This window comes from Pseudomonas sp. P129 (assembly GCF_020312195.1).
GTDB classification, from domain to species: domain Bacteria; phylum Pseudomonadota; class Gammaproteobacteria; order Pseudomonadales; family Pseudomonadaceae; genus Aquipseudomonas; species Aquipseudomonas fragariae.
Genome location: NZ_JAGPYS010000008.1, coordinates 203,253 through 217,653, shown reverse-complemented (window position 1 = coordinate 217,653; position 14,401 = coordinate 203,253). Strand labels below are relative to the sequence as shown.

The window sequence follows — 14,401 nt, the reverse complement described above, 5'->3', positions numbered from 1 at the left end:
ATCGTGCGGCGCTCCGCGTCGCATGCCTTTCTGGACGCTCCGCGTCCTCTTGACGACGCAGAGCGTCGAGACCTGCATTCCCACGCTGGAGCGTGAGGAACGATCATCGTAACTATCGTGCGGCGCTCCGCGTCGCATGCCTTTCCGGACGCTCCGCGTCCTCTTTTGCGACGCAGAGCGTCACGACCTGCATTCCCACGCTGGAGCGCGCGGGACGATCATCACAACTATCGTGCGGCGCTCCGCGTCGCATGCCTTTCTGGACGCTCCGCGTCCTCTTTTGCGACGCAGAGCGTCACGAACTGCATTCCCACGCTGGAGCATGCGGAACGATAGGTGTCCGGGAGAACGCCCTCTGGAGCCTTACTTGAACGTCACAACCCCACCGGCCAGGGACTCGACCCGCGCCAGGGATTCGACGCGATAGCCCTGGGCGTCCAGTTCGGCGCGGCCGCCCTGGAAGGATTTCTCGATCACGATGCCCAGCCCGGCCACCGTGGCGCCGGCCTGTTTGATGATCGAGATCAGCGCCTGCGAGGCTTTGCCGTTGGCCAGGAAGTCATCGATGATCAGCACGTTGTCGTCGCTGCTCAGGTGGCGCGGCGAGATTGCCACGGTGCTTTCCACCTGCTTGGTGAATGAGTACACACTCGCCGTCAGCAGGTTTTCGGTCAGGGTCAGGGACTGGTGCTTGCGGGCGAAGATCACCGGCACGCCCATGTTCAAACCCGCCATGACTGCCGGCGCGATGCCGGACGCTTCGATGGTCACGATCTTGGTCACGCCAGCGTCGGCGAACAGTCGGGCGAATTCGTCGCCGATTTCCTTCATCAGCGCCGGATCGATCTGATGGTTGAGAAACGCATCGACCTTCAGCACCTGATCGGACAATACGATGCCTTCTTCGCGAATTTTCTTGTGCAGTGCTTCCACTTAAATTCCTTGGCTGCGCCATTGCGCAATAAATGATCAATAGGGTGTCGGCTAGCGTTTCAGCATGGCGCGAATGTCGGCAAGCGCAGTGTTGCCGCGAACCGCTTTGACTTCCGTCGGGGTGTCGTCATTGCCTTCCCAGGCCAGGTCGTCCGGGGGCAGCTCATCCAGAAAGCGGCTTGGCGCGCAGTCGATGATTTCACCGTACTGCTTGCGCTTGGCGGCAAAGGTGAACGCCAGGGTCTGCCGTGCGCGGGTGATGCCCACGTAGGCCAGGCGGCGCTCTTCTTCGATGGTGTCGGCTTCGATGCTGGAGCGGTGCGGCAGGATTTCTTCTTCCATGCCCATGATGAACACGTAAGGGAATTCCAGGCCCTTGGAGGCGTGCAAGGTCATCATCTGCACACCCTCGGCACCGTCTTCCTCTTCCTGCTGACGTTCGAGCATGTCGCGCAGGACCAGCTTGCCGATGGCTTCCTCGATGGTCATGCCGCCTTCTTCGTCCTTCTCCAGCGTGTTTTTCAACGCCTCGATCAGGAACCAGACGTTGCTCATCCGATAATCGGCGGCCTTTTCGCTGGAGCTGTTCTGCCGCAGCCAGTTCTCGTAGTCGATGTCCATGACCATGCTGCGCAGCGCGGCGATGGGATCGTTCTGCGCGCACTGCTGGCGCACCCCGTCCATCCAGCGCTTGAAACGCTGCAAGCGGTCGGTGAATCGGCTGTCCAGATGCTCGCCCAGACCGATCTCGTCGGTGGCGGCGTACATCGACACCTTGCGCTCGGTGGCGTAGTTGCCGAGCTTTTCCAGCGTGGTCGAGCCGATCTCGCGACGCGGAACGTTGATCACCCGCAGGAAGGCGTTGTCGTCGTCCGGGTTCACCAGCAGACGGAAATAAGCCATCAGGTCCTTCACTTCCTGGCGGCCGAAAAAGCTGTTGCCGCCCGACAGTCGATACGGCACCTGGTGGTGCTGCAATTTCAGCTCGATCAGCTTGGCCTGGTAGTTGCCGCGATAGAGGATGGCGAAATCGCTGTACGGGCGGTCGGTGCGCAGGTGCAGGGTGAGGATTTCCATGGCCACCCGCTCGGCCTCGGCGTCTTCGTTACGGCAGCGGATCACGCGGATCTCGTCGCCATGGCCCATCTCGGACCACAGTTGTTTTTCGAAGGCGTGCGGGTTGTTGGAGATCAGCACGTTGGCGCAGCGCAGAATACGGCTGGTCGAGCGGTAGTTCTGCTCCAGCATCACCACTTTCAACGACGGGTAGTCGTCCTTGAGCAGCATCAGGTTTTCCGGCCGCGCACCACGCCAGGCGTAGATCGACTGGTCGTCGTCGCCCACCACGGTGAACTGATGGCGCGTACCGATCAGCAGCTTCACCAGCAGGTACTGGCTGGCGTTGGTGTCCTGATATTCGTCCACCAGCAGGTAACGCACCTTGTTCTGCCACTTTTCCAGGATGTCGGCGTGTTCCTGGAAGAGTTTGACCGGCAACAGAATCAGGTCGTCGAAGTCCACCGCGTTGTACGCCTTGAGCGTGCGCTGATAGTGGGTGTAGACGATGGCGGCGGTCTGTTCCTTGGGGTTGCGGGCGTTTTCCAGCGCCTCGGCAGGCAGGATCAGGTCGTTTTTCCACGAGCCGATCATGTTCTTGATCTCGTCGACGCCGTCGTCGCCGGAATACTCTTTCTGCATGATGTCGGTCATCAGCGCCTTGACGTCGGTTTCGTCAAAGATCGAGAAGCCCGGTTTGTAGCCCAGCCGTGTGTGCTCCTTGCGGATGATGTTCAGGCCCAGGTTGTGGAAGGTCGAAACCGTCAGGCCGCGTCCTTCACCGCCTCTGAGCAGCGTACCGACCCGCTCTTTCATCTCGCGCGCGGCCTTGTTGGTGAAGGTCATGGCGACGATGTACTGGGCGCGAATACCGCAGTTCTGGATCAGGTGCGCGATCTTGCGGGTGATCACGCTGGTCTTGCCGGAACCGGCACCGGCGAGCACCAAAAGAGGGCCGCCGACGTAGTTCACGGCTTCCTGCTGCCGGGGATTGAGTCGGGACATGGCGGTATGAAGAGTCGTCTGTAAAAAAGGTCGGGCATTTTAACAGGCCCACGGTTTTGTGCAGTGCTCATCGTCGTCAGACAGTGACAGCTATCTAATTCTTCTGTTTTTGTTACATTTGCGCCGCGACGCGCGATACGTGTATTTGTCGCGCTCCTGCGAGAGAGCGGCCACCGGTTTTTCCTTTGCACTTAGGAAGTTAGATTGCCTACACCTGTCGAACCCTTGCGATTGCTGCTTTTGGCGCACGAGCCCTTCTGGCAGGCGCTGCTGAGCGGCTGCCTCACTGCGCCGGGAAGCAACGTGATACTTCTGCATGGCGCGAACTGGGACGTTTTCAGCGCCCGCTACGCTAACGAGCGCAACACCGTGCTGCTGACCACGCCTGACCTGCAGCCCAGGACCGGAGCCTGCCTGCTGCCTACCGTGGTGCTGCTCGAGGCCGAACCGCTGGTCGGGCCGACCGGCGTCAGTGACTGGCTGGTGCGCGACGCCTTGACCGGCGACACGCTTCGGCGCTGCCTGCGCTATGTCCACGAGCGCAGTCGCCTGGAAGACAGCCTGCGACGTCTGGTCGGCCAGGACCCGTTGACCGGCATCGCCAACCGCCAGGGGTTTCAGGCGCTGCTCTCGGCTCGCCTGAGCGAAGGCGGCAGCGTGGCGCTGGGGCATCTGGACCTGGACAATTTTCGCCGCGCCAACGATTCACTGGGGCATCAGGCCGGTGATCGACTGATCCTGCAAGTGGTGGCGCGCTTGAAAAACCAGCTCGATGCCGGTGATCAGATCGCCCGCCTGGGGGGCGACGAATTCGCCTTGTTGATCGACACCCGAACAGCCCCCGAACGCGCCCTGCAAATGGCCGAACGTATCACCGACGTGCTGGCCGAACCCTATTGGGTCGATGGCGAAAGCCTGTTGCTGGGTTGCAGCCTGGGCATCGCTCACTCCCAGGCCCAGCCCGAAGCCGACCCGCTGATGTGGCATGCACATATCGCCATGCGTCAGGCCAAGAGCATGCAGGGCTGCACCTATCACCTGTTCGACGAGCGCATCAATCGCAACGCCCGCAGCCTCGCCGATCTGGAAGGTGAACTGCGCCGTGCCTTGCGCCGCGATGAGCTGGAACTGCATTACCAGCCGCGCCTGTGCCTGGACAGCGGGCGTGTCGTCGGCCTGGAGGCACTGGTGCGCTGGCGCCATCAGGAACGCGGGCTGCTGCCGCCCAGCAAATTCGTGCCACTGGCCGAGCAAAGCGGCCTGATCGTGCCGCTCGGCTACTGGGTCATCTTCCGCGCCCTGCGTGACATGCAGGCCCTGCGCGAACAGGGCTTTGCCCCGCTGCACATGGCGATCAACCTGTCGTTCCGGCAGTTTCAGGACAGCCAGTTGCTGCCGACCTTGACTCGCCTGATCGCGGAACACGATGTCGACGCGCGCTGGCTGGAGTTCGAACTGACCGAAACCGCGGTCATGCGGCGCAGCGATCAGGTCAGGCAGACCATGGACGCATTGCGCCAACTGGGCGTGCGCTTTTCGCTGGACGATTTCGGCACCGGCTATTCGTCGTTCATGCACCTCAACAGCCTGCCCATCGCGCTGCTCAAGATCGACATGACTTTTGTCGGGCAGATGGAGTTACGCGAAGAGAACCGCAAGCTGGTCAACGCCATGATCAATCTGGCGCACAACCTGAACCTGGAAGTGGTCGCCGAGGGTGTGGAAACTGCTGGGCAACTGGAGTTGCTGCGCAGTTTCGGCTGCAATCAGGTGCAAGGCTATCTGATCAGCCGGCCGCTGCCGGTGGAAGAACTGGTGACCTATCTGCGTTCGGAAGTGGCACACGCCGATACCTCCAGATCCGGGTGACGGTGCACTGGATCAGCCCGGCACCGCCAACCCGGCTGCGTCCTGACGCAACAGCCGCGCCGTCTTCCATTCAAACGCGTAGGTCAGTGCCACGGCCGAGCAGAACAGGCCCAGCGCCAGCCCCCACCACACGCCTGAAGCGCCAGCATCGGTAGAGAAGCCGAGCAACCACGCGGCAGGCGCAGCGATCAGCCAGTAGCAGCCCAGGCCGATCAGGAAGGTGGTGCGCGCATCCTTGAGCCCACGAATGGCGCCCATGGCAATGGTCTGCGTGCCGTCGAAAAACTCGAACAAGGCGGCAATCGCCAGCAGTTTTGTGGCCAGTACCACGATCTCGGCGAACGCCGGGTCATTGATGTCCAGAAACAGGCCGATGACCAGATGCGGTGCCAGCCAGAACAGCAGCCCGAACATGAGCATCACACAGCCGCCGAAACCGATACCCAGACGCCCGGCCATGCGCACCATCAACAGGTTGCCCGCGCCATAATGCTGGCCGATACGCATGGTGACCGCGTAGGACATCCCCACCGGAACCATGAACGCCATGGACACGGTCTGCAGGGCGATCTGGTGCGCCGCCATCTGCGTGCTGCCCATCGCGCCCATGCAGAACGCGGCAAAAGTGAACAGCCCGACTTCCACTGCATAGGTGCCGCCAATCGGCAAACCGAGGCGCCACAGCTCGCCCAGGTGGCTGCGTGACAGTTTCGAAAGCCCCTTTCTGATCGGGTACGCGGCGTAGGCCGGATGCAGCCTGATATGCAGCGCCAGCGCCAGGGCCATGCAGTTGGTGACGATCGCGGTGACCAGCCCGATGCCCATCAGCCCCAGGTTGGGCAGCCCCAGCCATTGATGGATCAACGCGTAATTGAGCACGAAGTTGGCTGCCGCACCGGCCAGGCTGATGGTCATCACCGGCCCCGCGCGACCCAGTGCGCTGGTGAAGCCGCGCAATGCCATGAAGCTGAGCAGGCCGGGCAGGGCAAAGGGCAGGGTGATCAGAAATTGAGCCGCCATGTGCACGTTGGCTTCGGCCTGACCGAACTGCAGCAGGATGGGTTCGAGGTTCCACAGCAACAGTGCAGCAACCAGCGCCATGCCCCAGGCCAGCCACAGACCGGCCTGGGTCAGACGAGTCGCGCCTTCGGTGTCGCCAGCGCCGTGACGGATCGAAACCAGCGTGCCGACTGCGGCCATCACGCCGACGCAAAAGAACGACACGAAGCTATACGTGGCAGCGCCCAGACCACCGCCGGCCAAGGCTTCCGGGCCGATCTTGCCCATCATTACGGTGTCGGTGAAGACCATCAGCATGTGCGCCATCTGTGACGCAATCAGCGGCCCCGCCAGGCGCAGGATGATCCAGAGTTCTTTGAGGGCGGACGGCTGCATGGTGACGGTGCTCTACGGCAAAGGGACGAATGAGCGACGTATTCTGGGCAGTTGCTCGACTAAACACAAAACGATAAATCCGATGCTCAGCATGACTAAAACTCATCTGAAGCAATTTGCAGTAAAGTAACCGTTAATCGTCCGCAGGAAGCACCCTCATGCCTCGCAGTCTCCCTCCTCTTTACGCACTAAGGGCTTTTGAAGCAGCTGCGCGGCATACCTCGTTTACCCGAGCGGCCGAGGAACTTTCGATCACCCAAAGTGCAGTAAGCCGGCATATTCGTACCCTGGAAGAGCACTTTGCCTGCCGCTTGTTTCAGCGCAACGGGCGTAACTTGCAGCTCACCGAATCGGCACGCGCGCTGTTGCCCGGCGTGCGCGACGGGTTCCTGGCACTGGAACGCGCTTGCAGCACCTTGCAGACCGACGAGGGCATTCTGCGCATGAAAGCCCCGTCCACCCTGACCATGCGCTGGCTGCTCGCGCGGCTCAGCCGTTTTCGTCATCTGCAGGTGGGCAACGAAGTGCAACTGACCAGCGCGTGGATGGAAATCGATGCGGTGGACTTTACCCAGGAGCCTTTCGACTGCGCGATTCTACTCAGCCAGGGGCATTTCCCGTCGGACTGGGAAGCCACACTGCTGTTTCCCGAATTGCTGATTCCGGTCGGTGCGCCCACCTTGTTGCAGGACCCGCCATGGGACGTGGAACGGCTGGCAAAGGCTGAATTGCTGCATCCCACCCCTGATCGCCGTGACTGGCGCACCTGGCTGAACCGCATGGGTCTGGCCGATCAGGTGTCGCTCAAAGGCGGGCAGGTGTTCGACACCCTGGAGCTGGGAATGATTGCCGCAGCACGCGGCTACGGTGTGTCGATGGGTGATCTGCTGATGGTCGCCGAGGACGTGGCGCAGGCGCGTCTGAGCCTGCCGTGGCGCACGGCGGTGTTCAGTGGCGAAAACTATTATCTGGTCTGGCCGCGTACGAGGCCCGGCGCAGAGCGGTTGCGACGCCTCAGCGATTTTCTTCAGGCGGAGGTGGGTGCCATGAAGTTGCCGTTAGTTGAAGTACTCTATTAAAATTTAGTTTAATATTGAACTGCCATCATCTGTAAATGTCTCGCTCCGCTCTCAAGTAACGACCTTGATGGCCGAAGCATTGCTTGAAGATTGCTCGTTCAAATAGCGTAAAAACACCAACTAAATCTATCAGCTGAATGGTAAGCCACGGACCCGGCGACTCCAATCATTCGGCACGGAGTCTCTATGTCCAAGCCTCGTACCCGAATTGCTTCGCAACTTGGTATTGCTCTGGCCGTGATCCTGGCGGTGGTTATCAGTGGTAGTACCCTGTTCGCGTTGAGGTCTCTGGACGCGTCCAACCTGGTCATTCGTGAAGAGCACATGTCGAGTGAAGCCAGGCTCCTCGCTGACCAGCTCAACACTTTCCACAGCACGCTGCGCGACAGCACTCAGCGCCTGAGTGGCCTGTTCGAAAAACGCTTCGCCGATGGCCTGAGCCTGCAAGCCGACAAGCCGGTCACCGTGGCGGGCACGTCCACGCCAGGCCTGTTCCTGCGTGATGCCGCGCTGAACAACGACTTCACCGAAGTCGATGAATTCCGCTCGATGACCGCCGGCGTCGCGACCATTTTCGTGCGCAGCGGCGACGACTTCATCCGGATCAGCACCTCCCTGAGCAAGCAGGATGGCACCCGCGCCATCGGCACCGTGCTGGACCGCAAGGGCGCAGCCTACGAGCGCCTGATCGCCGGGCAGAGCTATGTCGGCAAAGCGGTGCTGTTCGATCGCTATTACATGACCCAGTACAGCCCGGTCCGCGACAGCAGCGGCAAGATCATTGCGGCGCTGTTCGTAGGGTTCGATTACACCGATGCGCAGAAGACCCAGTTCGATAACCTCAAGAGCTTCCGCATCGGCTCTACCGGCTCGCTGGCGCTGCTCGACGACAAGGGCACCTGGCTGGTTCCACCGGCGGGCGTCAAATCCCTGGAAGGTGCCGCCAAGTCCGTTGCCGAGCTTGCCAGCAAACCAGGCAAGGCGCAGTTCTGGGATGACGGGGATGACAACTATTACAGCGTCGGCCAGCCGTTCGCCGGCGGCCCCTGGACCGTCATCGCCAGCATGCCGCGCAAGGAAATCAGCGAAGTGACCTGGCACGTCGGCACGCAACTGGCGATCGGCAGTCTGCTGGCCATGCTCATCGCCGTGATCAGCGCCATCTGGCTGCTGCGCAGCAAGCTGCGCCCATTGTCTGAACTGGTACGCCAGGCCGACGCACTGGGTGCGGGCGACCTGAGCGTACGCCTGAATGTGACCAGCAACGACGAGATCGGGCAGCTGTCCGGCAGCTTCAACAAGATGAGCGAAGCACTGTCATCGATGGTGTCGCATATCCGTACCGCGGCGCAGGAAGTCAGCACCCGCGCCAACGTGCTGTCCGGCCTGTCGGGCGGTGCGTTCGAGGGCATGGAACAGCAATCCGGCGAGATCACCAGCATGGCCGGTGCCGTCGAAGAGTTCAGCGCCACGTCGATGAACATCGCCGACAACATGGGCAATACCGAGCGCCTGGCCCAGGAAAATGCCCAGCAGACACGCATCGGTCGCACCTCGATGGAAGAGGCGTCTTCGTCGCTGCAACAGATCGCCACTTCGCTGAGCAGCACCGCCAAAGTCATCGACACGCTGGGCCAGCGCTCGCAGGAAATCGGCAGCATCGTCGGGGTAATCACCTCGATTGCCGACCAGACCAACCTGCTCGCGCTCAACGCTGCCATCGAGGCCGCGCGCGCCGGCGAACAAGGTCGCGGCTTTGCCGTGGTGGCTGACGAAGTCCGCAGCCTGGCCTCGCGCACCCGTGAAGCCACCGATGAGATTTCCGGCATGATCGCCAGCATCCAGCAGGAAACCGGCAACGCCATCAGCACCATGCAGCAGGGCAATACACTGATGCAGGAAGGCCTGTCGCTCAACGCCAAAGTGGCCTCCGCGCTGGCCCAGATCGACGAGCAAAGTCGCTCGGCCGGTCACCAGTTCGCCGCCATCACCACCGCCACCCAGGAACAAAGCAGCACTGCGACCATGCTCAGCAGCAACCTGCAAAGCATCGCCATGGCCAACAGTGAACAGCGCCAGGTCATGTCCAACCTGGCCATCACCGCCCAGGAGCTGAATGGCCTGGCGACAGAACTGCGTCACGAGGTTGACCGGTTCCGTTGATGGCTGCTGAAGGGCGCACGATTATCGCGCCGACGCTCTGCGTCGGAGAGCGATAGCGGCTCTCAAGAACACCATCGTACCCATGCTCCGCGTGGGTATGCCGTTCTGGACGCTCTGCGTCCGGTCCTGAATGTGTGGCGTGGCGCAGAGTTATGACGCGGAGCGTCACGAAGAGCATTCCCACGCTGGAGCGTGAGGAACGATAGGTGCTCTCAAGGACATCATCGTACCCATGCTCCGCGTGGGTATGCCGTTCTGGACGCTCTGCGTCCGATTTTGAGCGTGTAACGTGGCGCGAAGCGCTACAAAGGGCATCCCCATTTGGGAGCGTGAAGAACGAGACGCGAATGGGCGCTGATTTATGACACTTTTATTTCAATGAATTCCGCGCTGTGCGATGCTGGCGCCAAGGCCCATGGCCGACTAAAAGCTTAGTAGAGCGTTACACCCATCCCCGCTCGCTACACGCTGCATCTTTCAATTCATCGCCTGTATGGGCAAACCTCAGGGGGCTTTTCGCATGCTGACCCTGCTCGATTTGCTATCCGCCGTCGCCCTGCTGATCTGGGGCACGCATATCGTGCGCACTGGCATCCTTCGTGTTTACGGTACACAACTTCGTCGTGTGCTCAGCCAGAACATGTCCAAACGACCGCTCGCGTTCATCGCCGGCATTCTGGTGACGGCACTGGTGCAGAGCAGTAACGCCACCGCCATGCTGGTGACATCGTTTGTCGGCCAGGGGCTGATGACGCTGACGCCTGCGCTGGCGATCATGCTTGGCGCCGATGTCGGCACCGCCTTGATGTCTCGCGTGCTGACCTTCGATCTGTCATGGCTGTCACCGCTGCTGATTTTCCTTGGCGTGGTGTTCTTTCTGTCGCGCAAGCAGACCCGTGCCGGCCAACTGGGGCGGGTCGGTATTGGTCTGGGCCTGATCGTGCTGGCCTTGCAGTTGATCGTCGCGGCCGCTGCACCGATCACCCAGGCCGCGGGGGTCAAGGTGCTGTTCGCCTCGCTGACCGGCGACCTGCTGCTGGATGCGCTGGTGGGCGCCATGTTCGCGCTGATCTCCTATTCCAGCCTGGCAGCAGTGCTGCTGACGGCGACACTGGCGGGCACCGAGGTCATTGGCTTGCCGGTGGCCATCGGCCTGGTGATCGGGGCCAATATCGGCAGCGGCCTGCTGGCCTTCCTCAGTACCAGCATGCAGAACGTTGCCGGTCGGCAGGTGGCGCTGGGCAGTCTGTTGTACAAGCTGTTCGGCCTGTTGCTGATCTTTCCGGTGCTTGATCCGCTGGTTGCCTGGATCGACACGCTGGGCTTTAGTCCGCAGGAACTGGTGATCGGCTTCCACCTGCTCTACAACACGGTACGCTGCCTGATCATGCTGCCTACCGTGGCTCCGATGGCGCGGCTCTGTTCGTATCTGCTGCCGCAACAGAACGAAGTCGGCGGCCTGGCCAAACCGCGTCATCTGGACCTGACCGCCCTGTCGACGCCCAGCCTTGCGCTGGCCAACGCAGTGCGTGAAACCCTGCGTATGGGCGATCTGATCGAAAGCATGCTCGCCTCGATGCTGGCGGTGCTGCGCGGCACGCAAACCGCAGTGACCCAGGAAGTGCGCCGCCTCAACGACGACGTCGAAGCGTTGTACAGCGCGATCAAGCTGTACCTGGCGCAGATGCCGCGTGAAGACCTCGGCGAGCACGATAACCGGCGCTGGGCCGAGATCATCGAGCTGACCATCAACCTGGAGCTGGCCAGCGGCCTGATCGAACGCATGCTGCGCAAGATCCAGCAACAGAAGACGGCGCATCGCCGGTCGTTCTCTGAAGTCGGTCTTGAAGAACTTGCCGATCTGCAGATTCAATTACAGTCGAACCTGCGTCTGGGCCTCTCGGTGTTCCTCAGCGGCGATCACGAGAGCGCCCGTCAGTTATTGCGCGAAAAGCGTCAGTTCAGGGCCGAGGAGCGACGCCTGGCACACGCCCATGTCAGCCGCCTGCGCAACAAGGTGGTCCAGAGTATCGAAACCAGTTCGCTGCACCTGGAACTGATTGCCGACATGAAGCGTCTGAACTCGCTGTTCTGCAGCAGCGCCTACGTGGTGCTGGAAACCGCTGACACAGGCGCCTTGTCGAGCGAGGTCGAGGCCGACAGATCACTCTGAACGTAAGGGCGCAGGTGAAGTCTGTTAAACATACCGGCCCGCCAGGAAAGCTGTTTTATGCGTTGCCTGCTGTTCGCTTGTCTGCTCCTCGGTTCACTCCCCTCATTCGCCCTTGACCGTCTTCAGGTCGAGGGCTACCTGCTGCCCAATGGTTTGCAAGTCCTTCTCAAACCCGGTGACGACAAGGGTCATGTCGCCATCCGCCTGGTGGTGGGTATCGGCTTCGATGATTTCCCGTGCCAGGACAAGGAACTGCCGCATCTGCTGGAACACTTGTTGTTCAGCGGCGTGGATGACAGCGGTGAAGGCGGGCTGGAAGAGCGTATGCAGGCACTGGGCGGCGAGTGGAACGCCTTCACCAGCAACGCCGACACCACCTTCGTGATCGAAGCGCCTGCGCGCAACCAGCGCAAGGTGCTCGACCTGCTGCTGGAGATCATGACCAAAACCGAGCTGAGCCAGGCGCGGCTGGATGGCGTCAAACGCGTGGTCGAGCGCGAAGATGGCGGGCACTTTTCCCACTTGCAGCGCCTGCTTGACCGACGAGATTCCGGGCGCAGCGCCAGCAGTCAGTTAGCGGTGGAACTGGGCCTCAAATGCGCCGAACGCCCCGAGGTGGAAGGCATCAAGCTGGAGCACATCGAAGACGTCTTCGCCAACTGGTACGCCCCCAACAACATGACGCTGATTGTGGTGGGTGATCTGGACAAGCTGCTGCCAGCCTATCTGGAGCGCACCTACGGCAAGCTCGCCCCCACCGACCCGATCGACCACCCGCCACTGGCGCAAGGCAACGGCTCGGCCGAACCGCGACGCGAGCTCGAGCGCGGCGGGCTGGGCGAGAGTGCCAAGCTGCACCTGATCTACCCCGAGCCGCAGCTCGACGATCAGCACAACGAAACCTGGGATCTGGTCAAAGCCTATCTGGACTGGACGCTCTACACTGAGCTGCGCCTGAAACACAGTCTGTCCTACGGGCCTTCTGCAGAGCGCGAAGTGTTTGGCGATGTCGGGTTTCTGAGCCTGAACGCCGATGTCGAGCGTGACGATGTCGATGAGGCCGAGCGCGACATACGCGGCCTGGTCGAGCGCCTGCAAAAAGAAGGCATGCAGCCCGCTACGTTTGCGCGTCTGCAACAGCTCGCCATTGATCGGCAGTCATGGGCCACACAAGGCAATAGCGCGCTGGCGGACTACTATTGGAGCGCGCTCAACGATTATGAAAACGGGCGTTTCGAGGATCCCGCCAAGCGAATCAAGGCGGTGAAGCTGGAGACGGCCAATCAGGCGCTGCGCCAATTGCTAGCCCAGCCGGGTTACATGCGCATTGAAAAGCCGCTGTTCAGTTATGACGGCCTGTATTGGCTGATTGGTGGGGTACTGGGTTTCATCGCACTGCTGGCCCTGTGGCGCTGGCGTGCACGCAGCACATAGAATCCTGACGCCGAACTGCACCCAGGGTGCAGGCTCCGCGCTGCGTTTGTTACGCAGCGCGTTTTTTTGTATGAACAGAACCGAGTGACCCCTCCGATGCTTGACGTGAATCGCTATGTGACGCCCGTGCTCAACTTGATGCAGCGCTATCCGGGGCTCATTGCAGCGTTTGGTTTCGTTTCCGGTATCGCCAGTTTCATTCTGGTCGATCGCCAGGCGGGGCTGGCAACCTGGATCGCGGTGGTGATGCTGATCAGCTGGCTGTGGCTGATGGTCGAAAACACCATGGTCGGGTTACTTAACAAGGCGCTGGGCCGCGAGATTCCGCAGGGCTTGCTGCGCTACGGCACGCAGATGATTCATCAGGAAAGCCTGTTCTTCGTGCTGCCGTTCTTTTTCATCACCACCACCTGGAACAGTGGTCAGGCGGTGTTCACTGCGGTGCTCGGCGCCGCCGGGCTGATCTCGATCATCGACCCTCTCTACTACAAATGGCTGGCGCCCAGGCGCTGGCTGTTCATGACGCTGCACACACTGACGCTGTTCGCGGCACTGCTGACCGCACTGCCGATCATCCTGCACCTGACCACCGCCGAGAGTTACAAACTGGCCCTGGGCGTGGCGATGCTGCTGTCGGCGCCCAGCCTGATGGCGAATTTCCCGCTCAATACCTGGCGCAGCGCACTGGCCGTGATCAGCATCATCCTGGCCATCGGCGCGGCGGGCTGGTTGCTGCGCTCCTGGGTGCCGCCTGCGACGCTGTGGTTGACCGAAGTGGCGGTGAGCCCGGACTTCGATAACAAGAACCGTACGCCGGGCGACAGCATTTCGCTGATCAGCGCCAAGCAGCTGCGCAACGGCGGCCTGTATGCGTACACCGCCATCAATGCGCCGCGTGGCCTGGACGAGCGTATCTACCATGTGTGGTGGCATGAAGGCGAAGAGATGGACCGCATCGCGCTGGATATCCACGGCGGCCGCAAGGAAGGCTATCGCGCCTGGACGCGCAAGCAGAACTTCCCGGAGGACGTGACAGGACGCTGGCAGGTGAGGGTGCTGACCGAAGACGGCCAGATGATAGGCGTGCTGCGTTTTGTGGTCACTGACGATGATCAACCGGCAGTGAAGCGGCCTACCGGACGGATAATCAAGCTCAAGCCAGGCGGCGACTCGGCCGAAGAGGCTACACCTGAATCAGCCCCTGCAACTGAGCCGAAACAGGAGAAGCAGGAGGCTGCGCCTGCAGAGCCAGCCCCCGCTGAATCTGCGCCTCAGGTTCCGGCGCAGTAATGTT

General features: G+C 61.3%; 9 protein-coding genes and 1 pseudogene. 7 read left to right on the top strand and 3 right to left on the bottom strand.

The window, feature by feature from the left end; all coding sequences use genetic code 11:
* Positions 1-363: 363 nt before the first annotated feature.
* Both KBY02_RS19385 and rep read right to left on the bottom strand, forming a co-directional pair.
* Complete coding sequence (locus KBY02_RS19385) at positions 364-933, bottom strand: xanthine phosphoribosyltransferase (protein ID WP_003401587.1); 570 nt, start codon at positions 931-933, stop codon at positions 364-366.
* A 51-nt stretch (positions 934-984) separates the two neighbouring features.
* Entirely contained in the window at positions 985-2,994 is a 2,010-nt protein-coding gene (rep, locus tag KBY02_RS19380) for a DNA helicase Rep (RefSeq protein WP_003401585.1), read from the bottom strand.
* A gap of 204 nt (positions 2,995-3,198) precedes the next feature.
* Here rep and KBY02_RS19375 point away from each other — a divergent pair, with 204 nt between their 5' ends.
* Positions 3,199-4,863 (top strand): putative bifunctional diguanylate cyclase/phosphodiesterase, encoded by a 1,665-nt coding sequence (locus tag KBY02_RS19375; RefSeq protein ID WP_024660940.1) that lies wholly within the window; start codon positions 3,199-3,201, stop codon positions 4,861-4,863.
* Positions 4,864-4,875: 12 nt separating this feature from the next.
* On the opposite strand, the gene KBY02_RS19370 is transcribed toward KBY02_RS19375, so the two are convergent.
* A complete protein-coding gene (locus KBY02_RS19370) occupies positions 4,876-6,258 on the bottom strand; it encodes a NorM family multidrug efflux MATE transporter (RefSeq protein ID WP_024641760.1) in 1,383 nt (460 codons plus the stop codon).
* A 158-nt stretch (positions 6,259-6,416) separates the two neighbouring features.
* On the opposite strand from KBY02_RS19370, the gene KBY02_RS19365 reads away from it, so the two are divergent.
* The 6 genes and pseudogenes from KBY02_RS19365 (at position 6,417) to KBY02_RS19345 (ending at position 14,397) form a co-directional block, all read left to right on the top strand.
* Complete coding sequence (locus tag KBY02_RS19365) at positions 6,417-7,337, top strand: LysR substrate-binding domain-containing protein (protein WP_024641759.1); 921 nt, start codon at positions 6,417-6,419, stop codon at positions 7,335-7,337.
* A 186-nt stretch (positions 7,338-7,523) separates the two neighbouring features.
* Positions 7,524-8,645, top strand: a pseudogene (locus KBY02_RS26620) (Cache 3/Cache 2 fusion domain-containing protein); the annotation flags it as partial.
* Entirely contained in the window at positions 8,640-9,500 is an 861-nt protein-coding gene (locus KBY02_RS26615; RefSeq protein ID WP_370661165.1) for a methyl-accepting chemotaxis protein, read from the top strand. The pseudogene KBY02_RS26620 and the gene KBY02_RS26615, both read left to right, overlap by 6 nt.
* 520 nt (positions 9,501-10,020) lie before the next feature.
* A complete protein-coding gene (locus KBY02_RS19355; RefSeq protein ID WP_024642305.1) occupies positions 10,021-11,673 on the top strand; it encodes a Na/Pi cotransporter family protein in 1,653 nt (550 codons plus the stop codon).
* A 57-nt stretch (positions 11,674-11,730) separates the two neighbouring features.
* On the top strand, positions 11,731-13,107 hold the full coding sequence (locus tag KBY02_RS19350) for a M16 family metallopeptidase (protein ID WP_225650689.1): 1,377 nt from the start codon (positions 11,731-11,733) through the stop codon (positions 13,105-13,107).
* A gap of 96 nt (positions 13,108-13,203) precedes the next feature.
* A complete protein-coding gene (locus tag KBY02_RS19345; protein ID WP_003401574.1) occupies positions 13,204-14,397 on the top strand; it encodes a DUF5924 family protein in 1,194 nt (397 codons plus the stop codon).
* Positions 14,398-14,401 lie beyond the last annotated feature (4 nt).